25 protein-coding genes are annotated in these 25,257 nt (G+C 59.6%); 13 read left to right on the forward strand and 12 right to left on the reverse strand.

Annotated elements, in window-relative coordinates; genetic code table 11:
• Positions 1-33: 33 nt before the first annotated feature.
• Positions 34-1,131 carry a polyamine ABC transporter substrate-binding protein gene (locus tag JFT81_RS08825; RefSeq protein WP_201226984.1) on the forward strand — a complete coding sequence of 366 codons (1,098 nt, stop codon included), beginning with the start codon at positions 34-36 and terminating at the stop codon, positions 1,129-1,131.
• 272 nt (positions 1,132-1,403) lie between these two features.
• Here the strand turns inward: JFT81_RS08825 and thpR are convergent, their stop codons facing one another.
• Entirely contained in the window at positions 1,404-1,943 is a 540-nt protein-coding gene (thpR, locus tag JFT81_RS08830; protein WP_201202574.1) for an RNA 2',3'-cyclic phosphodiesterase, read from the reverse strand.
• A gap of 107 nt (positions 1,944-2,050) precedes the next feature.
• Between thpR and JFT81_RS08835 the strand changes: the two genes are divergently transcribed.
• Entirely contained in the window at positions 2,051-2,245 is a 195-nt protein-coding gene (locus JFT81_RS08835) for a hypothetical protein (RefSeq protein WP_201226985.1), read from the forward strand.
• A gap of 109 nt (positions 2,246-2,354) precedes the next feature.
• On the opposite strand, the gene JFT81_RS08840 is transcribed toward JFT81_RS08835, so the two are convergent.
• Together JFT81_RS08840 and JFT81_RS08845 are read right to left on the reverse strand one after the other, a co-directional pair.
• Positions 2,355-2,708, reverse strand: a complete 354-nt coding sequence (locus JFT81_RS08840) for a DUF1428 domain-containing protein (RefSeq protein ID WP_201226986.1) — start codon at positions 2,706-2,708, stop codon at positions 2,355-2,357.
• 2 nt (positions 2,709-2,710) lie between these two features.
• Entirely contained in the window at positions 2,711-3,793 is a 1,083-nt protein-coding gene (locus JFT81_RS08845; protein WP_201226987.1) for a hypothetical protein, read from the reverse strand.
• Between the two features lie 296 nt (positions 3,794-4,089).
• On the opposite strand from JFT81_RS08845, the gene JFT81_RS08850 reads away from it, so the two are divergent.
• Positions 4,090-4,365, forward strand: coding sequence for a hypothetical protein (locus JFT81_RS08850; RefSeq protein ID WP_201226988.1), 276 nt, complete (start codon positions 4,090-4,092; stop codon positions 4,363-4,365).
• A 42-nt stretch (positions 4,366-4,407) separates the two neighbouring features.
• On the opposite strand, the gene JFT81_RS08855 is transcribed toward JFT81_RS08850, so the two are convergent.
• A complete protein-coding gene (locus tag JFT81_RS08855) occupies positions 4,408-4,611 on the reverse strand; it encodes a hypothetical protein (RefSeq protein WP_201202566.1) in 204 nt (67 codons plus the stop codon).
• Between the two features lie 346 nt (positions 4,612-4,957).
• On the opposite strand from JFT81_RS08855, the gene paoA reads away from it, so the two are divergent.
• Genes paoA through paoC form a run of 3 tightly spaced genes read left to right on the forward strand, consistent with a single transcriptional unit; the run spans position 4,958 to position 8,729 of the window.
• A complete protein-coding gene (gene paoA, locus JFT81_RS08860; protein ID WP_201226989.1) occupies positions 4,958-5,581 on the forward strand; it encodes an aldehyde dehydrogenase iron-sulfur subunit PaoA in 624 nt (207 codons plus the stop codon).
• Positions 5,578-6,534, forward strand: a complete 957-nt coding sequence (locus JFT81_RS08865; protein WP_201226990.1) for a xanthine dehydrogenase family protein subunit M — start codon at positions 5,578-5,580, stop codon at positions 6,532-6,534. Before paoA ends, JFT81_RS08865 begins: the two co-directional genes overlap by 4 nt.
• Positions 6,531-8,729: an aldehyde oxidoreductase molybdenum-binding subunit PaoC gene (gene paoC / locus JFT81_RS08870; RefSeq protein WP_201226991.1), complete on the forward strand. Its 2,199-nt coding sequence runs from the start codon at positions 6,531-6,533 to the stop codon at positions 8,727-8,729. The genes JFT81_RS08865 and paoC overlap by 4 nt, the downstream gene beginning before the upstream one ends.
• Positions 8,730-8,801: 72 nt before the next feature.
• Here the strand turns inward: paoC and JFT81_RS08875 are convergent, their stop codons facing one another.
• Positions 8,802-9,278 (reverse strand): cupin domain-containing protein, encoded by a 477-nt coding sequence (locus JFT81_RS08875; protein WP_201226992.1) that lies wholly within the window; start codon positions 9,276-9,278, stop codon positions 8,802-8,804.
• Between the two features lie 97 nt (positions 9,279-9,375).
• Between JFT81_RS08875 and JFT81_RS08880 the strand changes: the two genes are divergently transcribed.
• Positions 9,376-10,269: a LysR family transcriptional regulator gene (locus JFT81_RS08880; protein WP_201226993.1), complete on the forward strand. Its 894-nt coding sequence runs from the start codon at positions 9,376-9,378 to the stop codon at positions 10,267-10,269.
• A 164-nt stretch (positions 10,270-10,433) separates the two neighbouring features.
• Here the strand turns inward: JFT81_RS08880 and JFT81_RS08885 are convergent, their stop codons facing one another.
• Complete coding sequence (locus JFT81_RS08885) at positions 10,434-11,378, reverse strand: aldo/keto reductase (protein ID WP_201226994.1); 945 nt, start codon at positions 11,376-11,378, stop codon at positions 10,434-10,436.
• A 111-nt stretch (positions 11,379-11,489) separates the two neighbouring features.
• Between JFT81_RS08885 and JFT81_RS08890 the strand changes: the two genes are divergently transcribed.
• Positions 11,490-12,260, forward strand: a complete 771-nt coding sequence (locus JFT81_RS08890; protein WP_201226995.1) for an alpha/beta fold hydrolase — start codon at positions 11,490-11,492, stop codon at positions 12,258-12,260.
• Positions 12,261-12,458: 198 nt separating this feature from the next.
• Positions 12,459-13,325 (forward strand): CAP domain-containing protein, encoded by an 867-nt coding sequence (locus JFT81_RS08895; protein WP_201226996.1) that lies wholly within the window; start codon positions 12,459-12,461, stop codon positions 13,323-13,325.
• A 258-nt stretch (positions 13,326-13,583) separates the two neighbouring features.
• Here the strand turns inward: JFT81_RS08895 and JFT81_RS08900 are convergent, their stop codons facing one another.
• The gene (locus tag JFT81_RS08900) at positions 13,584-14,030 is read right to left on the reverse strand and encodes an NUDIX hydrolase (RefSeq protein WP_201227123.1); all 447 of its coding nucleotides are present in this window, start codon (positions 14,028-14,030) and stop codon (positions 13,584-13,586) included.
• Positions 14,031-14,548: 518 nt separating this feature from the next.
• Between JFT81_RS08900 and JFT81_RS08905 the strand changes: the two genes are divergently transcribed.
• Positions 14,549-14,977: a nuclear transport factor 2 family protein gene (locus JFT81_RS08905; RefSeq protein ID WP_201226997.1), complete on the forward strand. Its 429-nt coding sequence runs from the start codon at positions 14,549-14,551 to the stop codon at positions 14,975-14,977.
• A 163-nt stretch (positions 14,978-15,140) separates the two neighbouring features.
• Here JFT81_RS08905 and mqo read toward each other — a convergent pair whose 3' ends face one another.
• Complete coding sequence (gene mqo, locus JFT81_RS08910) at positions 15,141-16,787, reverse strand: malate dehydrogenase (quinone) (RefSeq protein WP_201226998.1); 1,647 nt, start codon at positions 16,785-16,787, stop codon at positions 15,141-15,143.
• 537 nt (positions 16,788-17,324) lie between these two features.
• On the opposite strand from mqo, the gene JFT81_RS08915 reads away from it, so the two are divergent.
• The 3 genes from JFT81_RS08915 to JFT81_RS08925 all read left to right on the forward strand — a co-directional run bounded on the left by JFT81_RS08915 (position 17,325) and on the right by JFT81_RS08925 (position 19,352).
• Positions 17,325-17,756, forward strand: a complete 432-nt coding sequence (locus JFT81_RS08915; RefSeq protein WP_201226999.1) for a nuclear transport factor 2 family protein — start codon at positions 17,325-17,327, stop codon at positions 17,754-17,756.
• A 799-nt stretch (positions 17,757-18,555) separates the two neighbouring features.
• On the forward strand, positions 18,556-18,870 hold the full coding sequence (locus tag JFT81_RS08920; protein ID WP_201202544.1) for a DUF2388 domain-containing protein: 315 nt from the start codon (positions 18,556-18,558) through the stop codon (positions 18,868-18,870).
• Positions 18,871-18,950: 80 nt separating this feature from the next.
• Positions 18,951-19,352 carry a hypothetical protein gene (locus JFT81_RS08925; protein WP_201202542.1) on the forward strand — a complete coding sequence of 134 codons (402 nt, stop codon included), beginning with the start codon at positions 18,951-18,953 and terminating at the stop codon, positions 19,350-19,352.
• Here JFT81_RS08925 and ligD read toward each other — a convergent pair whose 3' ends face one another.
• The 4 genes from ligD to JFT81_RS08945 form a co-directional block, all read right to left on the reverse strand.
• Positions 19,353-21,956 carry a DNA ligase D gene (gene ligD, locus JFT81_RS08930; protein ID WP_201227000.1) on the reverse strand — a complete coding sequence of 868 codons (2,604 nt, stop codon included), beginning with the start codon at positions 21,954-21,956 and terminating at the stop codon, positions 19,353-19,355.
• Positions 21,957-21,974: 18 nt separating this feature from the next.
• Positions 21,975-22,928, reverse strand: a complete 954-nt coding sequence (locus tag JFT81_RS08935; RefSeq protein WP_201202540.1) for a class I SAM-dependent methyltransferase — start codon at positions 22,926-22,928, stop codon at positions 21,975-21,977.
• A gap of 9 nt (positions 22,929-22,937) precedes the next feature.
• Positions 22,938-24,314: an iron-containing redox enzyme family protein gene (locus JFT81_RS08940; protein WP_201227001.1), complete on the reverse strand. Its 1,377-nt coding sequence runs from the start codon at positions 24,312-24,314 to the stop codon at positions 22,938-22,940.
• Positions 24,315-24,475: 161 nt separating this feature from the next.
• Complete coding sequence (locus JFT81_RS08945) at positions 24,476-25,243, reverse strand: tellurite resistance TerB family protein (RefSeq protein ID WP_201227002.1); 768 nt, start codon at positions 25,241-25,243, stop codon at positions 24,476-24,478.
• Positions 25,244-25,257 lie beyond the last annotated feature (14 nt).

The raw sequence follows: 25,257 nt of genomic DNA on the forward strand, positions 1-25,257 counted from the left end.
AAGTTTTTGAATAAGAAGAATGGAGTTGTACCGATGAAAATGTTTGGCAGGACTCTGCTGACACTGTCCTTAATGGGCGCAATGGTCATGGGCGCCCAAGCCAACGACAAAGTGCTGCGTGTTTATAACTGGTCCGATTACATCGCCCCGGACACCGTCAGGAAGTTCGAAGACGAGACCGGCATCCGCGTGACCTACGATGTCTTCGACAGCAACGAAACCCTTGAGGCGCGGTTGCTGGCGGGCAAATCCGGCTACGACCTGGTCGTGCCATCCAACAGTTTCCTCGCCAAACAGATCAAGGCCGGCGTCTATCAGACGCTGGACAAATCGAAGCTGCCGAACTGGAAGAATCTCAACCCGGTGCTGCTGAAAAACGCCGCCGCCAGTGATCCGGACAACGCTCACGCGTTCCCGTACATGTGGGGCTCGATCGGCATCGGTTTTAACCCGGCCAAGGTCAAGGAAGTGCTCGGCGCCAATGCCCCGACCAATTCCTGGGACTTGCTGTTCAAACCGGAAAACGCCGAGAAGCTGAAAGCGTGCGGCATCAGTTTCCTCGATTCGCCGACCGAAATGATCCCGGCCGCCCTGCACTATCTGGGCTATCCGGTGAGCGACAAGGACCCGGCGCACATCAAGGAAGCCGAAGCGCTGTTCATGAAAATCCGCCCGAACGTGGCGTACTTCCATTCCTCGAAGTACATCTCGGATCTCGCCAACGGCAATATCTGTGTTGCGGTCGGCTACTCCGGCGACGTGCTGCAGGCCAAGGCCCGCGCCGTGGAATCGGGTAACGACGTGAAGATCGACTACAGCATTCCCAAGGAAGGCGCCGGCAGCTTTTACGACATGGTCGCCATCCCGCGCGATGCCGCAAACGTCGACAACGCGTACCTGTTCATGGATTTCCTGATGCGCCCGGACATCATCGCCGAGATCACCAACAGCAACGGCTACAGCAACGCCAACTCGGCGGCGACGCCATTGGTGGATGAAGCGATCCGCAACGACCCGGGCTCGTACCCGTCGCAAGCGGTGATGGCGACGCTGTATGCAGTGCCGGATCAGCCGATTGCCACTCAGCGGATCATGACCCGCGGCTGGACCCGGGTGAAACTCGGCAAGTAAGCCGATGATCGTTCCCACGTACCGCGGGGGAACGATCAATCAACTACCCCCTGTAGGAGCTGCCGCAGGCTGCGATCTTTTGACTTTGATTTTAGAAGCAAGATCAACAGATCGCAGTCTTCGGCAGCTCCTACAGAGGGATGTGCAAGACATGACAGATTTCCCGTTCGCGCAGCGCCTTACCACCGCTGCATCCTGCAACTGAACGGCCTCACCTGGCTCCCTCGGCTCAGGTGAACTTCAGGCGCCCTCGGGCGCCTTTTTTTGTGGGCTCAAGCCAGCGGCCAATCCTGCAAAACCCGGTAGCGGCCCTTGTGCGATTCGAACAGGGCAAACCGTTCAGCGCGCAGGAAAAACTCTGCAGGTGTAGCGGATTCCGGCTCCGGGGCTCGGTAGTCCCGAGCCAATGTCAGATGCGGGCGAAACTCACGTGCCGACTCTTCAAAGCCGAACGGCAACATCGCTTGCTCCAGCGCATAAACCAGCCGCAGCAACGCTTGTGGTGCCTGCTCCGGTGCCAACGACAGCACCCCGGAGCGATGCCAGACCTGCAAACGATCCAGCGAAATCCGTAAGGCCTGACCCGGTGTACGCACTTGGCCGGCGGCCTCGCAGACCTCATTGATTTGCGCCAACGGCACCGCACCGAGAAACAGCAGTGTCAGATGAAAATTGTCCGCCGGCACTGGTTTACCGGTTCGCAAGCCCAGATCAGCACGCCACTGAGCAATTGCCTTGCGTTGCGCCGGAGGGCAATCCAACGCAAAAAACAGTCGTTTGCACGGTTCATCCCTGCGCGCTTCATCGATCATGGCCCTGCTCCTTCGCTCATCGTCTTCGCCCCGATTCTACACAGCCTGATCTGACGACTCGTGACAGGAAGCTATAGTTCAAGGATTGCCATCAACCGGAGGCTGCCATGCGCGAGATCCTCAGCAAAGAGCCGTGGTGGGCCAGACCGCCGAACCCCGGGCAGAATGAAGCCGAGTTGGAGTGGGGCTGGCTGGTGCATTACAGCGAGGGTGAGCCGCGCTTCGAATTCGTCCGCGAACGCCCGACGGATGAGCAGATTCGCGAGCGCAAAAGCTGCCGAATCAACCCCTCCTCCGAGTGACAACATTCGCTGTAGGAGCTGCGGCACGCTGCGATCTTTTGATGTTGATTGTAAAAAAAGATCAAAAGATCGCAGCGTGCCGCAGCTCCTACAGGGATGTGTGCGTGGTTCAGGATTCAAGGATGTTCTTGAACCCGCCAAAGATCATGCGCTGGCCATCAAACCCCATCGGGTTGACGTCCGGTTGCATGCGCGGGTCTTCCATCATTTTCGCCATGCCGGCGTCGCGGGTGGCTTTGTCTGGCCAGATCAGCCAGCCGGACGAAACCGTCTCGCCGTCCTTGAGTTTTACCGCCATCGGGAATGACGTGACTTTGCCCTCCGGCACGTCATCGCCCCAGCACTGAACGACATCCGTTGCACCGTATTCCTTGAACAGTTTCGCAGCGATCTCACAGTGTTTTTTGTACTGCTCACGATTGGCGGTCGGAACCGGTGCAACAAAAATATCGATGTAAGCCATGATTATTCTCCTTGTACGGTGGGTTCGATCTGCTGAGTAGTCGAATCCGGCGGGCGCCATTCGACATTCTCCACGCCCCGTCCGACCGACGGTTCTGCGCCCCCGCCAAGGCTGCCTTCTACTTTCCCGGCCATGTGCAGCGTGCCAGCCATGACCCCGGTGGTCGGGCTCTGCACCAGTTTCAGCCAGGCTTTGTCGAAGGTATTGCCCAGGCTGCTGCGAATCAGCGCCTCGCTGTCGGGGCGGTCATTGGCCTGGAGGATCGCGCGGATGCCCACCACGCCCACCGAGATCAGCCCGCCGACCAGCTTGCCTGCGGCGGCGGCAACGGCGCTGGCAGCACCGCGCGGGGCCATTTCCGCCTCCATTCGCTGGCTGGCTCTTTTCGCTACAGGTGCCATGCCGGCGTCCGTCGAGGCGATGCCCTTGGCGCCGCCGTCGGTGTGGATCTTGTCGATCAGCGCGGCATACGCCGGCAGCGTGTTCAGCGGTTCGGTGCTGATGACCTGAAACAACGATGCATCGCGCGCGGGTGGTGGACCGAGGGAAATGGCCGGAACCTTCTGCAACCGGGCATTGAGCTGCGCAATCGGCACGCTGTGACGCTGGGCGATGAGCGGCATCTGCTGCGCCATCAGTTGCGCATAAAACGCTGTGGCCTGGCCAAGGATGGCGTCGGGATCAATCTCCACCGCCACCGGCGCCAGCACCCTTTCCTGATACTGCTCAAGCAGATACGCCGCCAGACGTTTGGCCGATGCGTCCTGTTCGCCGCTGGCGCTCATGGTGTACCAACTGACCTTCATCGACAGCCATTCCTGGGTCCAGTAGCTGCTGAACCACGGGATGAAATTTTCTTCAGTTTGCTCATAGACACGAATGCGCCAATGTTCCATCGAGCCACGGGCGAACAGCTTGACCTGCTCGGTGGACTGCTGCGAGGCGCTGACGATTTCGCGGTCGATCTGCTGCCAGGTGGACGGTGAGACCATCACGGCCCGCGTTGGCGCCACCGGGGCTCGCACCGACGTCGCGCAACCGGCCAGCAGAAACAGTGCGGCGATCAGCAGCGCGCGCAGGTTCACGGTGGTTGAGTCCTTTGAATGATTGGCAGGCAGATTTGAGTATAGGTGGGCGAGTCGGGCCGTTGGTCTGGTTGTTTGACGCTGCTCTCAAGGGCCCCATCGCGGGCAAGCCTTGCTCCCACAGGGGCCGCGCCACATCTGCAGGGGCAAGGCTTGCCCGCGATGAGGCCATCAGCAACAACGTAAAACCCGAATCATCAATGCTGTCGATATACACCATCGCGACGATTGCCTTCCGTACGCCGCCCTCCAAAGGCACGATTGCCCCATCCGAAACGCAACGAGGAGTTCACAGCATGATTCACACCCACGTCACCCTCTCCGTGAGTTTCCCGGTGTTCGGCAGCAATTTTTACGACCAGCACGCGGTGTCGCACAAAACCCAGGCACTGGTGTTCAACGAAGATTTCGAAGATCTGCTGATGCCCGCCGCCAGCAATCATTTCAACAATGAAGTGGTCGGCATCAACGATCAGTTCCGCTTTCTGAGCGACATACTCGCCACCCATTTGCTGGACATCGAGGCCTCAGTGCCTGCGCGATCCAGCGTCCGGGCGAGCGCTCATTTTTAACAACAAAGGGCGTCCCATTGCGGGGCGCCCTCTTCGGTTCAATCAATCATCATCGCGATCACGGTAACGACGGCCGTCGCGGCGGTCATCATCGCGGTCATCCCAACGGCGGTCATGGTCGTAATTGCGTCCGTGGTCGCGATCGTAGTGCCGGCCATGACGGTGGTCATCATCAAAATCCGCCACACAGCCACCGAGCAATACGGCGGCGGTTACGGTCAGCAGCATCGTTGTAGCGCGCTTCATTCAACACTTCCCTAAAACCAAGTTCTTGACGACGGAATCGGTCTGCGCTGCCCTCGCCTTCAGGACGCGGTGCGCGCAGCCGCAGATACGACCGGTCAAACCGGCGTTGATTCAGTGGCCACTACCGACCGTTTGTCGCCGTCTACGCCGCAGGTTGCGGTCTTTCGATTTTGCTTTTTAAAAAAGATTGATGAGCTGTGCGCATAACTTTATAGCGAAAATCCGCAAAAACCTTTTCCTTTCTCTAGCAGTCACTCGTAGAACGAGACTGGCAAGCATGCCGGCGTGCCTCAGCGGGCCATTCACAACCCTGCTGCCCTGATGAAGAGAGAACAGGAATCGAACCATGACGATTTCCCGACGCAAATTTTTGATCCTCGGCGCCGTCACCGCGACGGCGTTCGCGATGCCACCGTTCATCAGCCTCAAGGCCTATGCGGCCAATCTGGAGCAACCGGCCATGAGCAAAGTAACCATCAACGTCAACGGTAAGCCACGGGCGTTAGAGGTCGACAATCGCACCACTCTGCTCGACGCTTTGCGCGAAAACCTGCACCTGACGGGCACTAAAAAAGGCTGTGACCACGGCCAGTGCGGCGCTTGCACGGTGATCGCCGATGGTCGGCGGATCAACGCCTGCCTGACCCTGGCGGTGATGCACGAAGGCAGCGCGATCACCACCATCGAAGGCCTCGGCATGCCCGACAGCTTGCACCCGATGCAAGCCGCGTTCATCAAACACGATGGCTATCAGTGCGGTTATTGCACGCCCGGGCAGATCTGTTCGGCGGTCGCTGTCATCAAGGAAATCCGCGACGGCATTCCCAGTCATGTCAGCGCCAGTCTGACTGAGCCGCCACAACTGATCGCCGCTGAGTTTCAGGAACGCATGAGCGGCAATATCTGCCGGTGCGGTGCCTACTCGAACATCATCGAAGCCATCAGCGAAGTCGCGGAGGTGCCGGCATGAGACCGTTCAATTACCACCGCGCCGACTCGCCTGCCGCAGCCGCCGCGCTAGCCGCTCAAATAGACGGTGCGAAGTTCATTGCCGGCGGCACTAACCTGCTCGATTTGATGAAACTCGACATCGAAACTCCGCTGCAACTGATTGATGTCAACCACTTGGGGCTGGATCAGATCGAAGCCACAGCCGAGGGCGGCTTGCGCATCGGCGCGTTGGTGCGCAATACCGATCTGGCCGCCGACAGCCGCGTCCGAAAAGACTACGCCCTGCTTTCGCGCGCCTTGCTGGCCGGCGCTTCCGGCCAGTTGCGCAATATGGCGAGCACCGCCGGCAACCTGCTGCAACGCACACGCTGCCCGTACTTTTATGACGTCAACCAGGCCTGCAACAAACGCAAACCCGGCAGCGGTTGCGCAGCGATTGGCGGGGTCAGCCGGCAACTGGGAATCATCGGCGTCAGTGACGCGTGCATCGCCACTCACCCCAGCGACATGGCCATCGCCATGCGTGCGCTCGATGCACAGGTAGAAACGGTGAAACCTGACGGCAGCACTCGCCGCATCGCCATGGTCGACTTTCATCAATTGCCGGGCACCACGCCGAATGTCGAAACCAGCCTCACCCCCGGTGAATTCATCACCGCCGTGACCTTGCCCGCACCGCTCGGTGGCACGCACATTTATCACAAGGTGCGCGATCGCTCGTCTTATGCGTTCGCGCTGGTCTCGGTCGGTTTGATTGTGCAAAAGGACGGCACCGGCCGCGTCGCCGTCGGCGGCATCGCACCAAAACCGTGGCGGGTCGAAGCCGCTGAAGCGCTGCTGCCCGACGGCGCGAAAGCCGTCAGCGAACGTCTGCTCGATGGCGCTACGCCCACCCACGACAACCAATTCAAACTGACCCTGGTCGAGCGCACGCTCGGTTCGGTGTTGGCGCAAGCGAGGGAGCAGGCATGAAATTCGATACGCCCGCCACTACCAACCCGATCGACCAATTGAAGGTCATCGGCAAACCCACCGACCGCATCGAAGGCCCGCTGAAGACCAGCGGGCAGGCGCCCTACGCTTACGAACAGCACGAAGCCGTGGCCAATCAGGCTTACGGTTTCATGGTCGGCTCAGCGATTGCCAAAGGCCGCATCAACAACCTTGACGTTGAGCAGGCCAAAGCCGCGCCCGGTGTGCTGGCCATCGTCACGGCGGCCAATGCTGGCAAGCTCGGCAAAGGCAAATACAACGCTGCGCATTTGTTGGCCGGGCCAGACATCCAGCATTACCACCAGGCTGTCGCGCTGGTAGTTGCCGAGACATTCGAACAGGCCCGCGCCGCTGCGCAAATGGTCAAGGTCGATTACGTTGCCGCCAAAGGTCAATTCGATCTGGCCAGCGTGCGCGACCAAGGCGTCGAGCCGAAAGAAGAACTGCCCGACGTCAGTCACGGCGACTTCTCCAAGGCTTTCGCCGCCGCGCCAGTGCAGTTTGATCAGACCTACACGACGCCGGATCAGTCCCACGCGATGATGGAGCCGCACGCCACGCTGGCCGCGTGGAAAGGCGATCAGCTGACGCTGTGGACGTCGAATCAGATGATCGCCTGGAGCGTCGACGACATCGCCACCACCCTCGGTTTACCCAAGGAAAATGTCCGGCTGATTTCGCCCTACATCGGCGGGGGGTTCGGCGGCAAACTGTTTGTGCGCGCGGATGCCATTCTCGCCGCCCTGGGCGCACGCATGGCCGGCAGACCGGTAAAGGTCGCCCTCGCCCGTCCACAAATGGCCAACAACACCACGCATCGCCCCGCCACCATTCAGCGCATCCGTATGGGCGCGACGGCGGACGGCAAACTCACGGCGATCGCGCATGAGGGCTGGTCGGGCAATCTCGCCGATGGCAAAGTCGAGGTCGCCGCGCAGCCCAGCCAATTGCTGTACGCCGCCGCGAATCGGCAGGTCAGCATGCGCCTCGCACCGCTCGACCTGCCGGAAGGCAATTCCATGCGCGCACCCGGCGAGACCCCGGGGTTGATGGTGCTGGAGATCGCCATGGATGAAATGGCCGAGCAGTTGAAACTCGATCCGATTCAGTTCCGTATCCTCAACGACACCCAGGTCGACCCGGTAAAAACCGAGCGGCCGTTTTCCCAACGACGCTTGATTGAATGCCTGCAAACCGGTGCCGACAAGTTCGGCTGGAGCCAGCGCAATGCACAACCGGGTATGCGCCGCGAAGGGCGTTGGTTGATCGGCATGGGCGTGGCAGCGGCCATTCGCAACAACCTGCTGATCAAGTCGGGCGCGCGCGTGCGATTGGAGCGCGATGGCAGGATCACGGTGGAAACCGACATGACCGATATCGGCACTGGCAGCTATACGATCATCGCGCAGACCGCGGCCGAGATGATGGGCGTTGAACTGAAGGATGTGACGGTACATCTGGGCGATTCGAGCTTCCCGGTGTCCTCCGGTTCCGGTGGCCAATTCGGCGCCAACTGCTCGACCGCCGGGGTGTACGCCGCGTGCATGAAACTGCGTGAGGCCGTGGCAACGAAGCTGGGCATGACCGGCGGTGAAGTCGAATTCGCCGAGGGTCAGGTGCGCGCCGGCGGCAAGACCCTGCCGCTGCGTGATGCGTCAAAAAATGGCGCCGTCGAGGCCGAGGACAGCATCGAATTCGCCGACCTCGCCAAGCAGTATCAGCAGTCGACTTTCGGTGCGCATTTCGTTGAAGTGGCGGTGGATGCGGCGACCGGTGAAGTCCGCGTGCGACGCATGCTCGCGGTGTGTGCGGCGGGCCGGATTCTCAACCCCAAAGCAGCACGCAGTCAGGTCATCGGCGCAATGACCATGGGCGTCGGCGCGGCGTTGATGGAGGAGTTGGCGGTGGACAAGCAACTTGGCTTTTTCGTCAACCATGATCTGGCGGGGTACGAGGTGCCGGTGCATGCCGACATCCCGCATCAAGAGGTGATTTTCCTCGATGAGACCGACCCGATTTCCTCGCCGATGAAGGCCAAGGGTGTCGGCGAACTGGGCATTTGCGGCGTCAGTGCGGCGGTGGCCAATGCAATCTACAACGCTACCGGGGCGCGGGTGCGGGATTACCCGATCACCCTCGACAAAATCCTCTCTTCATTGCCGGAGATGATCTGAAGCCATGGCGATGTCTTGTGGCGAGGGAACTTGCTCCCTCGCCACAAGGTGTGTCGTGCACTGGTAATACCGTTAATTCGTGTGCGGATACTGTTGATCGCTCACCTGCTCCATCCACTCCACGACGTTACCGTCGAGCATTTCAGCAATCGCAATATGCGTCATCGCCGTCGTCGGCAGTGCGCCATGCCAATGCTTGGCACCCGGCGCAATCCATACCGTATCACCCGGACGGATTTCCCTAACCGGCTGACCCCACTCCTGCACAAAACCAGCCCCGGCAGTCACGATCAACGTCTGCCCCAGCGGATGCGTATGCCACGCCGTGCGCGCACCCGGTTCGAAGGTCACGGTGGCGCCGCTGACTCGCGCCTCATCAGAACCCTTGAATGGCGCGTCGACGCGCACCGTGCCAGTGAACCAATCCGCCGGGCCACGGGCCGAAGGTTGAGAACCATTGGGTATCACGGTCACACGCGGATTTTCATTGGCTTGAACTTCGCCAGCCAGCAGGGAAAGCGTCAGCGCGGAAGCGGTTAGCGGATTCATGACGGTGTCTCCAAATGAACAGTGCGTTCACTTTACCGGTCGGTACTCTGCGAATAATCGACTAGAATTCGAAAAAACTTATGCAGGACACTCATCAATGCTTCGCGAAAACGCCACCGACCTGCTCGCCTTTCTTGCCGTGGCACGCGAGCGCAGCTTTACCAAAGCCGCCGCCAAGCTCGGCGTTTCGCAATCGGCGCTCAGCCACACCATTCGCGCCCTCGAAGCCCGCTTGGGGCTGCGCCTGCTGACCCGTACCACCCGCAGCGTCTCGCCCACCGAGGCCGGCGAACACCTGATGCAGACCATCGGCCCGCGTTTCGAAGAGATCGAACTGGAACTGGCGGCCCTGAGCACTCTGCGCGAAACACCTGCTGGCAAAATCCGCATCAATGCTACTGACCATTCACTGGATTGGCTGTTGCGCCCGGTACTTAAGGTGTTTTTGCCGAAGTACCCGGATATTGCCGTCGAAGTCAGCTGCGACTACGGTTTTGTCGACATCGCTGGTCAGGGTTTCGACGCCGGCATTCGTTTGGGCGAAGACGTTGCGCAGGGCATGATTGCCACCCGCATCGGGCCGGACATGCGCATGGCGGTGGTTGGCTCACCCGGTTATTTCGCCCGCCGCCCCACCCTGAAAACTCCACGTGAGCTGACCGACCACGCCTGCAACAATCTGCGTCTGCCCACCAATGGCGGGCTCTACAGCTGGGAGTTCGAGAAAGATGGCGAAAGCCTGAAAGTGCGGGTGTCCGGGCAAATCATCCTGAACGGCGTCTACCCGTTGCTCGACGCCGCGCTGGACGGATTCGGCCTGAGCTATATACCGGAGAATATCGTCGCACCGTATCTGGCCGACGGCCGCCTGGTGCAAGTGCTGGAAGATTGGTGCCCGACCTTCGCCGGTTACCACCTTTACTACCCGAGCCGACGCCAGGCCGCACCGGCATTCGCGTTGTTGCTGGAGGCGTTACGTTATCGTCCCTGACCCAACAACCAGCCCCGCTTTCTGTAGGAGCCGAGCTTGCTCGCGAAGACGCCATTGCAGTCGACACTGTTGCTGGCTGATACGCCGCTTTCGCGAGCAAGCTCGGCTCCTACAGGGCTTGTCGCAGGTGCCGGGCCGCGCGCTCCAGGTCTGGGCGTGACTGACTAACCCACCAACGCAATCAATTGCTGGCGCTGCGCATCCGTCAGCATAGGCCCGAACCCGGCACCGGCATTGTCAGCCATGTAGCGCGGATTGCTCGTTCCCGGAATGACACACGTCACTGCCGGGTGCGAGAGCAAAAACTTCAGCGCCAGTTGCGGCCAACTGTTGACTTGTACATCCGACACCCACCCCGGCAGCGGCTTGCCCTTGAGGCGCGCGAGCAAGCCACCGCCGCCGAACGGCCGGTTGCAGATCACCGCTACGCCGCGCTCACGGCACAACGGCAGGATGCGTTTCTGCACACCACGGTCATCGAGGGCGTAGTTGATTTGCAGAAAGTCGATTTTTTCAGCCTGCAACACCGCTTCCACTTCATCGTAAGCCGAGGGCGTGTAATGGGTGATGCCGATGTAGCGGATGCGCCCCTGCTCTTTCCAATCGCGCAGAGTGGGCAGATGAGTTTGCCAGTCGAGCAGGTTGTGGATCTGCATCAAGTCGATGCGATCGGTGCGCAGCAGGCTGAAGGATTTTTCCATCTGCGCAATACCCTCCTCGCGCCCGAGCGTCCACACCTTGGTGGCCAGGAAGGCCGGCGAGCGCGGTTCGTGGATCGACAGCAACTCACCGGTGGTCTCTTCGGCGCGGCCATACATCGGCGAACTGTCGATCAGGGTGCCACCCTTCCTGAACAACTCGTCGAGCACCGCTGGCAGTTGTTTATAGGCTGTGTCACCGGGCGCGACATCGAAGCCGCGGTAGGTGCCCAGCCCTATCAGGGGCAGCAACTCGGAGCTGGAAGGGATGGCGCGGGTCTGCATGGTCTGGACTCCTGAGGCGCTCGGCAACGTGGCAGTGGCCAGCGCCCGGTCAAACGTGAAAACTGCCGAAACGCCGGCAGCCAGCGTGAGCAGTCGGCGGCGCGAGTACCCTTCAGTGTGGTGCATGCTGGTGACCCCGTTGCGTGGATCTGTTGCATGTTGTGTGCGCAGGCAGTCTGGCCTGACCGCTGGACTACACTGCGACAGCACACCTTCATACCCGTTAAAAGTAGCCGAATGTCCCGAACCCTGATGTCACTCGTCGTATTGATCGTCGCCGTGTACCTGGCGTTGTGTGCGGCGATGTTCTTTTTTCAGCGCTCATTGATCTATTTTCCGCAGCCCGCCGCCGTCGATTCTGCACAGTCTCGGCTGAAGCTATCGATGCCCGACGCAGAGATCTGGGTGTCCACGCGCGAACGCGTCGGGGCGCGGGCGTTGATCTATTTCGGCGGCAATGCCGAAGACGTCTCGCGCAACCCGCCGGAGTTCGCCGCAGCGTTTCCCGATTACGCGTTGTATTTCCTGCATTACCGTGGCTTCGGTGGCAGCGGCGGTTCGCCTTCCGAGGAGTCGATTGCCGAGGATGCGCTGGCGCTGTTTGATCAGGTGTACGCCAGCCATCCGCAGGTTGCCATCATCGGGCGCAGCCTCGGCTCGGGCGTCGCGGTGCGCCTGGCCAGTCAACGGCCGGTGGAAAAACTGATTCTGGTGACGCCGTACAACAGCCTCGAAGAAATCGCCGTGAAACAGTATCCGTGGGTGCCGGTGAAATGGTTGCTCAAGGATCGCTACGAGTCGGGCAAATACGCTGCGCATCTTCGCGTGCCAACGTTGCTGCTGGGCGCGAGTGACGACGAGGTGATTGCGCGGGACAGTACGCAACGCTTGCTGGAGAACTTCCCCAAAGGCGTGGCGACGCTGAAGATTGTGCCGGATTCAGGGCATAACTCGATTTCCGAGCGCGGGGAATATTGGCGGTGGATGGAAGACATGTTGAATCGGTGAGGGCTGCAGCGTCTGGCCGGGTGCTTTCGCGAGCAAGCTTTGCACCTACGCTATTGCGTGATCCTGGTAGGAGCAAAGCGTGCGCGCGATGAGGCCAGCCCAGCCAATATCCATTCATTTGCCATTGCCGCTCTGAACCAAGTTAAAAAACCCCAGTCCTACTCGCGCCGCTTTTCCTCCTCCCGAGCCATCCACTCCATGCGCCACGCCGTTCGTTCGTCTCGCCTCGTTTCGCTGTGCCTGCTGATCCTTTCCCCGCTGTTCGCCGCCACCGCCCATGCCGGTTCGGAACGACAATTGGTGGCAGCCATCAATGACTACCGCGCCCACCCGCAACGCTGTGACAGGCGTCCCGCGCAACGCCTGGCGCCGCTGGCGCTGAAGTCGAATCTGCTGCTGCCGAACGGTTATCGCTATGGCGGCGGCATGCGCGAGGCGCTGAAATCATCGGGGTATTCGGCGGTGGCAGTGCGCAGTATTCGCATCGTCGGTGCGCAGGATGCAGAAGAAGCCTTCGACAGACTGCAAAGCGACTATTGCGGCGCGCTGCTCGATGCGACCTACGCCGACATCGGCATCAGTCGCACTCGCAGCGAATGGCAAGTGGTACTGGCGCAACCGGTGCTCGACAATCGTGTGGCGGATAACCGCAGCGTCGGCAAAGCGTTGCTCGCCGAAGTCAACGCCGCGCGCGCGCGACCAAGAATGTGCGGGCGCCAGCGTTTCGCCGCAACACGACCGCTGAGCTGGAATGCTGCACTGGGCGCAGCGGCTCAGGGCCACAGTAAAGCCATGGCGTACGGCAATTACTTCGCCCACCGTGATCCGGACGGTGATTTGCCGGCAGATCGCGCCAGAGCAGCGGGCTATCGCGGCCGGCAGATCGGCGAAAATATCGCCGCCGGACAGAGTTCACCAGGCAAGGCGATGGCCGGCTGGCTGGCCAGTCCCGGGCATTGCGCCAATCTGATGAACCCGATGTTCACCCAGGTCGGGGCCGGGTTTGCCAGTGAGGCGCGCAGTGATGAAGGGGTTTACTGGACGATGCTGTTCGGCGCGCCCTGATCTCCCTCTGTAGGAGCTGCCGCAGGCTGCGATCTGTTGATGTTGTTTTTTCAAGATCAAAAGATCGCAGCCTGCGGCAGCTCCTACATGAGAAGGGAGAGTCATTTCGCACCTGTCGACCTCGGCCATCTGCGCACCCAGCGGATCGTCTGCGGACTGCGCCCGGCCAGTCCATGAGCGATTCATCCCGGTGGGTTTGAAGGAGAGAGGCGTTGCACGTTGCAACGGGGCGGAAGGTGTCGTGAACTTCCGCTGAATTCAATCAAGCAACCCGGCGTTCTTCAGCAGACTCTCCAGGCCCACCGGCACCAATGGTGTCTGCTCGCTGAAGCTGGCGCTGTTGTGCCAGCGCACGGTGAAGGCAGCGCCGTCACTTTCGTGCCCCTCAAGGTGGGATCGCTCATAGAGGCTGGTATCGGCGAAGTGGGCGTCATACACCTGGACGAACTCGTGGCCAGGCTTGCCGTTGTAAACGAACAGACTTTCGAGCGTCCCAAGCAAGCGAAGCTCGCTCATCGCAAAGCCCAACTCCTCCTCGACTTCTCGGGCAATCGCCTGGGCGCTGGTTTCGCCGAATTCGATGCCACCGCCAACAGGACGGTAGATGGTCTGCTGTGTGACGGGGTCGTGAAACTGATTGACGAGGATCCGGCCTTTGTTATGAAAGACACAGAGTGCGAGCGCACGGATACGCCGTTCGGCCATGAGAGTGAAGTCCATTTGCAGTTTTTTGGCGCGGAATTAAAACATGATTAATGCGCAAAACCTGTGGACTTCACACGTTCGGACGTCGTTGAGAGGTCAAATCGGAGAAATGGTCGCCAGCAAGCCGATCAGAATGGTCAATGTCAGAAATCCGCCGAGAAAAAAAGCCATCTTGTTCATGTTGCTCTCTCCAATGCTGAGCTTGCGGTGCACCGGACGCTTCGGGATGAAGAACTGTCGCGAGTGACCAGACTACGCAGCTATTCTGAGCCTGTGACTGAGCCGGTTACAGAGTCAGATTGAAACGAAAAAAGCGTATCAGATGAAATCTGATCCTGTCGCGGCTGCGATTTTTTGATCTTTTCTTCGAGATTGAAAGGCAAAGGATCGCAGCCTGCGGCAGCTCCAGGATGTGCATGGGGCGATATTCAGGGGACTGCTGCAAGGTTGCCCTGCTCGCGTGTTGATCTACAGTCATCGCCATCGTCTGAACAACAACAAAAATAACCGGAGTGCCCATGACTGAGTTGAAGCTGCAAGCCAACGTCGCCGATTCCCTGAACCGCTGGCACGAGATGATCCGCACCGGCAACTTGAGCGCCCTGCCCGAGTTACTTGATGCAAAAGCCGTATTTCGCTCACCGATGGCGCACACGCCTTACCCCGGCGCGCCGGTGGTGTCGATGATCCTCAATACGGTGTTCGGCGTGTTTGAGGATTTCCATTACCACCGTGAACTGGCGACAGCGGATGGCTTGAATGTGATTCTGGAATTCAGCGCCAAGGTGGGGGCGAAGGAGCTCAAAGGCATCGACATGATCCGCTTTGATGAGCGCGGCAAGATTGTCGAGTTTGAAGTGATGGTGCGACCGCTGAGTGGATTGCAGGCGCTTGGCGAAGAAATGGGCCGGCGACTCGGCGCCTATCTGGCCTCCGCCAAACCCTGACCACCAAAAATGTAGGAGCTGCCGAAGGCTGCGATCTTTTGATTCTGTTTATTAAAATCACAGTCACAAGATCGCAGCCTTCGGCAGCTCCTACAGGGGGATAGTGCATAAAAAACCCACTGACCGTCGCCGGTTCAGTGGGTTTTGTGTGTCAGGGTTCTAGTTACAGAGCCATGTCACGTGCAGCGTTTTCCTTCGGGGCTTCTGCTTTTTCAGCAGCAGGTGCAGCCGGAGCAGCTACCTGACCGATCACTGGAGGCGTCGGCAGTTCGAGGATTTTAGCCGTGTAGGCCCACTCTGCAGCCACTTTGGCGGGATCGCTGTTCAGCTGGGTGCCGTAGCTTGGAACGATCTGGTGCAGCTTGGTTTGCCATTCTGGCGATGCCACTTTGTCTTTGAAGACTTTCTGCAGCACGCTCAGCATGATCGGAGCAGCGGTCGACGCGCCTGGCGATGCGCCCAGCAGGCCGGCGATGGAGCCGTCCTGTGCAGCAACGATTTCGGTGCCCAGTTTCAGCACGCCGCCCGCAGCTTCATCACGCTTGATGATTTGCACGCGTTGGCCGGCTTGCCACAGACGCCAGTCTTCGGCTTTGGCGTGCGGGAAATATTCCTTCAGCGCGTTCATGCGGTCTTCATCCGACAGCATCAGTTGGCCAGCAAGGTACTCGACCAGCGGGTATTCCTTGATGCCGACCTTGGTCATAGGCCAGATGTTGTGGGTGGTGGTGCTGGTCAGCAGGTCCAGGTACGAGCCTTCCTTCAGGAACTTGGTGCTGAAGGTCGCGAATGGGCCAAACAGAATGACGCGCTTGCCGTCCAGAACACGGGTGTCCAGGTGCGGAACCGACATCGGCGGTGCGCCAACCGAAGCTTTACCGTAAGCCTTGGCCAGGTGTTGTTCAGCGATGGCCGGGTTATCGGTCACCAGGAACGAGCCGCCTACCGGGAAGCCAGCGTATTCCTTGGCTTCTGGAATGCCCGACTTCTGCAGCAGGTGCAGAGCGCCGCCGCCAGCGCCGATGAACACGAACTTGGCGTCGGTTTCGGTTTTGGTGCCGTCTTTCAGGTTTTTGTAGCTGACGCGCCAAGTGCCATCGGCGTTCTTGGTGATGTCTTCAACTTCGCTCGACAGTTTCAGGTCGAAGTTAGGCTTGGTTTGCAGATGGGCAGCGAACTGGCGGGTGATTTCGCCGAAGTTCATGTCGGTACCCAGCGGGCTCCAGGTGGCCGCGATTTTCTGGTTCGGGTCGCGCCCTTCCATCATCAGCGGAACCCACTTCTTGATCACAGCAGGGTCTTCGGAGTACTGCATGCCGGCGAACAGCGGGCTCGCTTGCAGGGCCTCGTAGCGCTTTTTCAGGAACTTGATGTTGTCATCGCCCCACACGAAGCTCATGTGCGGAGTGGTGTTGATGAACGAGCGAGGGTTCTTCAGAACGCCTTGCTGAACCTGCCAGGCCCAGAACTGACGGGAGACCTGGAACGCTTCGTTGATCTCGACGGCTTTCGGGATCGTGACGTTGCCTTTGTCGTCTTCCGGGGTGTAGTTCAGCTCAGCAAGCGCCGAGTGACCGGTACCGGCGTTGTTCCAGCCGTTGGAGCTTTCCAGGGCGACGCCATCAAGGCGCTCGACCATTTCCATCGACCAGCTTGGCTCCAGCTCATTGATCCACACACCCAGGGTGGTGCTCATGATGCCGCCGCCGATCAGCAGTACATCGACTTTCTTTGCTTCGTCAGCATTGGCGGATGTCATCCCCATCGCCAAAGCCAGACCCAGCAAGGCTGTGTTCACTTTCTTAAACATCTGTTGCACCTATGATAAAACGCCTTCCGCCCGCCGCTGTTATCTGTATGCGATCCGCTTTGATGACGCTCAGGCTAGCGTCGCAGATTCCGGCACACTTCAATTTTGACGGGTGGGCACACAAGGCCGACAGGTTGCATCGACCTCAGTTAATGTCCCTTCTGAACTGACTTCTTATCATTATTGGCTTCAGCTACTTGAGCGACAGGGATTCCGTCGGCCCGCCCGAAGGCAAGCAAACTGAATAAGGTCAAACCAAGTTGGCGCGAAGAATATCACGTCAGGGCAAACCCGCGCGTCTGTTCCCGACTTGAGAGTCTTTTTCCGCTCAGGGACTTATCGGCCGATGCCCGCCGAACATGACTCTCGGCAATGGCGTTGAATGAAGCCTTTCGACTGCCCCTGCAGTTGCGCGGGAGAACCAGACGCGGAGCCCTGCCGTATCGGCCAACAATCTGCTACGTTGTACGATGACTGATGAATTAACATTTTGAATTGATCAGTCATCAACTCTCATAACAACAAGGACACAACAACATGACTTATTCCCGTCTTTTGATCGGTTTGCTCTTTAGCTTCAGCGGATATGCCATGGCCGCCCCTGCCCCGGCGGAGCAAGACGTTGCCAAAGCGGTCGATCACCTGACCCAGGCAATGTTGCACAAGGACATTGCTGAACTGGATGCACTCACCGCGCCCAACCTGACGTATGGCCATTCCAGCGGCAAAATCCAGGACAAGAAAGAATTCATCGCCGACATTGAAACCGGCAGGAGCGCCTTCAAGACCCTTGAGATGCAAAAGCAGACCATCACCCTGTCCGGCGACACGGCACTGGTGCGTCACCACTTTTCAGCGCAGGCATTGAAGGGAACTGAAGTCATACCGACCGAGATCGAGAACTTTCAGATCTGGCAGAAGCAGGATGGCAAGTGGTTGCTGGTGGGGCGACAGGCGTTCAAATTCTGATTGAGGTGAACCCGGTCTGAATGGATATTGGCCGACCCGGCCTCTTCGCGAGCAAGCTCAGCTCCTACAAAGTTGTGGGATGTTCAGAGCATTGTGTTACCCGAGCCACTGTAGGAGCATAGCTTGCTCGCGAAGACGGCGGCACAGGCAGCATCTGAATCGTCTGAACCGACGCTTTCGCGAGCAAGCTCAGCACCTACAAAGTTGCGCGATGTTCAGAGCATCGCGTTACCCCGAGCCACTGTAGGAGCAAAGCTTGCTCGCGAAGACGGCGGCACAGGCAGCATCTGCATCGTCTGAACCGACGCTTTCGCTAGCAAGCTCAGCTCCTACAAAGTTGCGGGATGTTCAGAGCATCGCGTTACCCCGAGCCACTGTAGGAGCAAAGCTTGCTCGCGAAGACGGCGGCACAGGCAGCATCTGCATCGTCTGAACCGACGCTTTCGCTAGCAAGCTCAGCTCCTACAAAGTTGCGGGATGTTCAGAGCATCGCGGTTACCCCTAGCCACTGTAGGAGCAAAGCTTGCTCGCGAAGACGTCGGCACAGGCAGCATCTGCATCGTCTGAACCGACGCTTTCGCGAGCAAGCTCAGCTTCTACAAAGTTGCGGGATGTTCAGAGCATCGCGTTACCCCGAGCCACTGTAGGAGCAAAGCTTGCTCGCGAAGACGGCTTCAAAAACCAATCCAATCCCCCCGCCGTACTCAGTTCTCAACCGCACGGAACTCCCGCTCACCGCGCCCCTCTCACATTATGCAGTCCTTCCTTTTTTGCTTCGCGCTTGTGGAGGAACACCGTCATGCGCAAGTTAGTGCTCATTTCTTCTTTACTCTTATGCCTGCCGGTCGGCTCGGCGCTGGCCCGCGTCGATGCGGGTGATGTCGCCACCTCGGCGGGTGTCTCCGCGTCGCTGTACTCGACCTTCAAGGATCACAAAATGGTGATTCCGGCTCGTGACGACTTGTCTGCATTTGTCGCCAGTGGCGGGGCCATTCGTGGGGTTTATCTTGAGTCGGTGCTGCAACAGGTTCGTCAGGAAAATCCTGGATTGAACGCCAGCGATGAAGACCTCGCGAACGCGATTCTGGTGCATTACGAAGGCCTGAATCAGTAGCCGCCACGGATGCAGCGGCCGATGGACGGCCGCTGATGGCGCATAGGCAAAACCGTCCGCCGCCCTCTATGATGGAGGCCATGACGACGATTGCGCGCTTGCGCTCACCCTGCCCGCCCGGCGCCTGCGATTGCGGGCGCGATCCGTTGCTGGAAAATCCCGGCGCGGATGTGCGCATCCTGCGTCTAACCCGCGAGGAGGAAAAAGTCCTTCTCGCGCGCCTGGAAAAAATCAAAGACCTCGACGATCTCAGGCATCTGCAAAAACGTATGTTCGAGCAGTTGGGGATTCGTGTAGAGGTCTCGCCGGGCTTTCATGAAGTACGTACGATGCTCGGGATCGAAATCGAAATCGCCGAGCTTCCAGGGCTGTGCCGCAAGACGCGCAAATCGATTCCGACCGCGATTCGCCGAGGACTGAACAACAGCCCGGAAATCGCTTTCGAACTGCTTAACGCCCACGACTTGCTGCGCGACGCCTGATCACTTTTTCATGCCGACCCGCTTGCGCATCTCTGCGGTGATGCTCTGGCGGGTTTTCTTCATATCAGCCCACGGCTCGTCGCCAACCTCGGCCAATCGTTCGTGGACGTTGTGCACGTTCCACTGATTGCCGCCCTTGATATCGGCAACTTCCTCGCGAAACAGCGGCACGGAAACCGGCAAACCTTCGCGTGTGCGCGCTGAATAGGCACAAATGGTGGTGGCACCCAGACCGTTGCGCAGGTAATCGATGAAGATCCGCCCGACGCGGTTTTTCGGCCCGGACACTGCAGAAAAACGATCCGGCAACAGCTTGGCCATATGGCTGACGATCGCGTGGCTGAAGTCTTTGACCTCATCCCAGCCAAGTTTGCGGGTCAACGGCACCACCAGGTGAATGCCCTTGCCGCCGCTGGTTTTCAGAAACGCCTTGAGCCCTAGCTCATCGAGCACGGTCAATGTCAGCGCGGTGGCCTCGACCATGCTTTTCCACGGCAGCGCCGGGTCTGGGTCGAGGTCGAGGACGAAGCGGTCGGGTTTGTCGAGATCCGTGGTGGTGGCGTTCCACGTGTGCAGTTCGACCGTGCTCATCTGCACCGCGCCGATCAACGCTTCGGCGTTGTTGATGAGCATGACCGGTTGACCGGTGAGGTCCTTATCCAGCGTGGTGATGCCGGGGATTGCCAGACGCTCAGCGTTCTTCTGGAAGAACAACTCACCGGCAATGCCATCCGGCGCGCGCACCAGCGCAACAGGACGATCTTTGAGCTGCGGCATTATCCATTCGGCGACGCTGGCGTAATACTCAGCCAGTTGCATTTTGGTAGTACCGCTGACGGCGTCGATCACCCGATCCGGGTGAGTGATGCGGACCTTGCCGCTGGCGAGACCCAGTTGTGACGGCGCGGTTTCAGCCGTACTCGCCGAGGCTTTCTTCGCCAGTGTCTTCGCTGGCTTCTTTGCCGCTGTTTTGGTTTCGGGAGTCTTCACAGGCTTTGCTCGCTCCTCGGTGATGTCCTTGGCCGGTTTATCGTCGCGCAATCCATGGAATACGGCATGACGCACTGACCCGTCCTTGGTCATTTCGGCAAAGGCGACTTCTGCCAGCAGTTTCGGCTTGAGCCAGTGCACGCCTTTGGCCTCAAATCCTGAGGGCGGATTGACGACCGCCGCTTTCTTCGTCTGCAACGGTTTCAATTGCGCGAGGATGCTTTTCAATGTCGTTTCGTTGAACCCGGTGCCGACCTTGCCGGCGTAGCGCAACTCGCCACTGTCACGGTCATGCAGGCCCAACAGCAAGGCGCCGAAGGCACTGCGCGAGCCTTTTGGGTCGGTGTAGCCGACGACCACGAATTCCTGCCGGTGTTTGCACTTGAGCTTGATCCAGTCGCCGCTGCGCCGGGACACATAAGGTGAGCCGAGGCGTTTGCCGATCAGGCCTTCCATTTGCATCTGGCAAGCGCTGTTGAGCAGTGCATCAGGGGTTTCGTCGAAGGCTTCGGAGAACCGCAACAACGGGTTCTTTTGCGTCCCCAGAACCGTCGACAGCGCTGCGCGCCGCTCCTCGACCGGCACTTCGCGCAGGTCGACGCCGTTGAGATACGGCAAATCAAACAGGTAATAGAGGATATTGCCGCTGCGTCCGGCTTCGAAAGCGTTTTGCAGCGCCTGAAAGTCCGGCACGCCATGCTCGTTGGCGACCACCATTTCACCGTCCAGCCAGGCTGATTCGAGGCCCAATGCGGCCAGTGCTTCGGCCTGTTGCGGCAGTTTGTGCGTCCAGTCATGGCCGTTGCGGGTGAACAGTTGCACCTGCTCATGATCGATGCGCGCCATGATCCGGTAGCCGTCAAACTTGATTTCGTAACTCCATTGCCCTTCGGGCGCACTGTCGACCAACGTCGCCAGTTCTGGCTTGAGCTGCGTCGGCAGCTTGGCCTTGTGCGCGCCGGTGAGTTTGCCGGCCGCTTGCTTGCGCGGTTTGGTTGCGGTTTTTTTGGCCGGCTTGCTTTGCTCAGCGGCCAGTTTCGGCGTGCCGACAATCGTGCGTTCGCTCAACACACTGTCGGGTTCGGCCACCAGCACGTCATAGTCATCCTGCGGCCGCGCCGCGTTGTCCTGATGTTTGATCAGAAACCAGTTTTCCTTCTTTCCTGGCATGTGCGTGCGCACCAGATTCCAGATTCCGCCGAGTTTTTCGCCTTGCAGTTCGAATTTGAGCTTGCCCTTGGCGTAGGCCTTTTGCGGATCTTCGAGCGGAATCCACACGCCGCGATCCCAGACAATCACATCGCCGGCACCGTAATGCCCCTCGGGAATACTGCCCTCGAACGTCGCGTAATCCAGCGGATGGTCTTCGACATGCACAGCCAGACGTTTGACCTTGGGGTCGAGCGACGGCCCTTTCGGCACCGCCCAGCTCTTCAGTGCGCCATCGAGTTCCAGGCGAAAGTCGTAATGCAGGTGCGAAGCGTCGTGCTTCTGGATGCAGAACTGCAGAGCATGATCAGGCGCCTTTTTACTGCCGGCACGCTTGACCGCCGCCGGTTCAGATGTCGCCGAAAAGTCGCGCATGCTGTTGTAGTCGTCGAGGTTCCTGGTCATGGGCACACCTGCCTTTTTTCAGCCTATTCGCGTCACGGTCAGCGCCACCACGGCGATCCGGTCGACGCGTTGATAACCGGGGTTGAGCAGTTCTTCGCCGAAAACATCGGGGTCAAGTTCGCGATAAGTCCAGCCGAAGCGCTGTTGATCGAGTCGCGGCAAAACCGTATCGAGAAACGGATCACGGCCATCGACCATGGCCACGCCGGTGTAAAGCAACAGTGAGCCACCGGGCGCCAGCCGATTGAGTGCCTGTTCGACGATACGCAGCGACAGCCCCGCTCCCAGCGTGCCGCCGCCATGTCGATAAGCGCGCGCCGCCGGATCCGCCATATAAGGCGGGTTGGCGACGATCAGATCGAACTCGCCGTCAACGCCCTGAAGCACATCACTGTGCCGCGTTTCGACGTTGGCGACCTCCGCCAGCGCCGCATTGATCGCGGTCAGACGCAGCGCGGCAGGATTGATGTCCAGCGCCAACACTTGGGCTTCGCGGCGAGCGCGGCCGATGACAATCGCGCCGACGCCAGCACCGCAGCCGATATCGACTGCGCGCTTGATCGGCGCGAAATTCTGCTGCAAATGCGCGTGAATCAGTTGCGCGAAACGGTAGGTGTCCGGGCCGAAAAACACCGCATCGGCAGCGTCGGTGGGGAACGCTGAATGCACGAACAGCAAATCGTCGAGGCTCGACCAACGCACGCGACTTTTAAAACGACCGTCGTACGCATCAATGATCTGCGCCTCCTGCAATTGCCGTTGCTCATCGGCAGACAACAACCCCGGCTCGAACGCACGCGACCAACCGAACACGTCACGCAGGCTGTCGACGGCCTGCCCTTCGTCACGCTGGTTGACCCGTTGATGCGTCAGCGGCGTTGGCGTGATGAAACGATACCCGTCAGCCTGCAAGCGCCGCCCGAGTTGCAGCAGCGCAAGGTCATTGGTGGACAGCTGTTCTTCCTGATTCATTGAGATTCCTTAACCCAGGCTGGATTTCAATTCGATGAAACGGCGGGTGGCGAGCAGCCCGGCCGGATGTGCATGCCGCGCCGGTGCCAGCCAAGGCATGAGAATGGCCATTTGCGCGTGTCCGTCCTGCCCTTGCAGCGCGGTGTTGAGTTGCTGAACGTCGGGATCCTGTTCCGGCACCTCGATAGGCGGCTTGCCCTGCGCACGACGACGGCTGACGCCGGGTTTGCTGGCGGGCGTCCAGTCACCGGCAATCCAGTCGTGCACCAGTTGTTTTTCGTAGGCGCCAAACACACCGAACATCGCTGCACCGTCGCCGTCGATCAATTGCCAGAAGCGACTGGCTTGCGGGTCTTCGTGGCGTTTGATCCAGCCCTTGTCTTGCAACGCCTGGAGAAAACCGGGCAAATGCTGCGGCTCGGCCAACCATTGATTGACGGTACGCCCGTCGAACCGGCAGTAGTCGGAATGCATGTGCTGAGCGAATGGGCACTTGCGCTCAAGCATCGCCAGCAACTCGCGCTCAAGATCGAAGCCCTCGATGATCGCGCGGCTACCCTGTCCCAGGTCATTGAGGCGATAACCCAGCGATACCCGACGCAAAAATTCAGCGCGATCAGCTTCCAGCGGCAACAGATCGAGCGCTGCCTGCACGGCTTTCTGCGCATGACCGGTGCTGGCGTTGTCGATGGTCACGTGCAGCGTGAAGTAGTACGGATCGATACCCAGTTCACTGAGCTCGTAACTGCTGATCAGCAGGTGCAGCGGCAGTTGCTCGTAACCGAGGTTGTAGCCGATCACCTCCGGCAAAAATTCTGCCCCACAGACACCGAGCGCCAGTTGCAGCGTGCCCTGTAGATAACGCTCATCGGGGATGACGCTGCTGTGCTCAAGGTCGTGCTCGGCGAGCAACTTGCGATAGATCAACACATGGTTCTGCGCTGGATTGCCTTCGCCCAACTCTTCCAGATAGGTACACAGCAAACCGCTGAAACGCGGATCACGCCATTGCGGCAACAATCCGAAGAGCCAGGCGCCGTCTACCAGTTTGGTCGGTGCGACTGCTTGCAGGAAATACAGCGCGTGCGCCTTGTTTGTGAAAAATTGTCGTGGCCCACCGGCCTTGCGTTGCTGCAAATAGTCGGCGTATTGCCGGGCCACCTCGGCGCAGTGATCAGCCATCCAGGCATGCCAGGTCGAGGGGTCTGCGGGCAGTTGCTCCGTTAACTGCGCGGCGTGTTGCAGTTGTTCTTGCAGAAAACTCTGCGCCAGCGCGTAAGCATTCTCCTCGAGCAAAAAGGTTTGATGAAGGCCGCGCAGGTTTCCTTCAGGCATCACCGGCTGCGGATGTGCGGGGGAAGATTGCAGGGTTGTCAGGACAGTCATGGCAATGGTCTCGGTCGATTGGCAGGACGCTGATTCACACGCCTCTACAGCAGCAGAGGGGCTGCGCCTGCGAAAAATTCAATCGACGTGAAAATTGCCCGGACAAACGGCGGATAAAGCCCCGTAGGAGCTGCCGCAGGCTGCGATCTTTTGACGTTGCCTCAGGCCTGACCTTTGGCCTGCTGCTCCAGGTGCACCTGCAAATCGGGATCGATCTGCAACGCCGCCGCCAATTCATCCAGATAATTGCGCTCGGCGTCCTGCTGATCGTCTACCAGCATGACGCTGGCCAGATACATTTCGGCGGCCACCGCCGGATCTCCGTGGGCCGACTGCGCGACTTCAGCGGCATTCAGCGGCTTGGCGACTTCGGCATCGAACCATTGCTGAAGCTGGGGATCGTCGGTGTGCTTGGCGATCTCCGAACTGATCATCTGTTGCTCCGAGTCATCGATGCGACCGTCAGCCTTGGCCGCCGCTATCAATGCGCGCAATACCGCGTGGCTGTGCTCCTCCACGTCCGGACCTGCGAGCAGATTGGCGGTTTGCGGGATCTGTTGCGGTGCCGCACTGGCCTGACTGCGTTGCCAGGCTTGATAAGCCTGATACGCCATCATCCCCAGCGACGCCAGCGCCGCATAGTTGGTGCCACCGGATCGGCTTTGCGTGCTGCCGCCGCCAAGCGCGCCACCCAAAGCACCGCCGAGGCCACCCGCGCTGCCACCGCCCAGCAAACCACCGAGCAAACCGCCCAATCCGCCCAGGCCACCGCCCGAAGTTGCACCACCACTGGCCTGACTGCCGCCACCGAGCAAACCGCCCAGCAAGCCACCGAGCCCACCCTGGCCTGCCCCGGCCGAAGCGCCACTTTGTTGTCCCGCCGAGGCCTGGCCTCGCAGCAGTTGTTCGAGCAAATCGCTGGTGTTCATGACGTCATCCTCAA

Origin of the sequence: Pseudomonas sp. TH43 (assembly GCF_016650635.1) — a bacterium.
In the GTDB taxonomy this organism is placed as follows: Bacteria; Pseudomonadota; Gammaproteobacteria; order Pseudomonadales; family Pseudomonadaceae; genus Aquipseudomonas.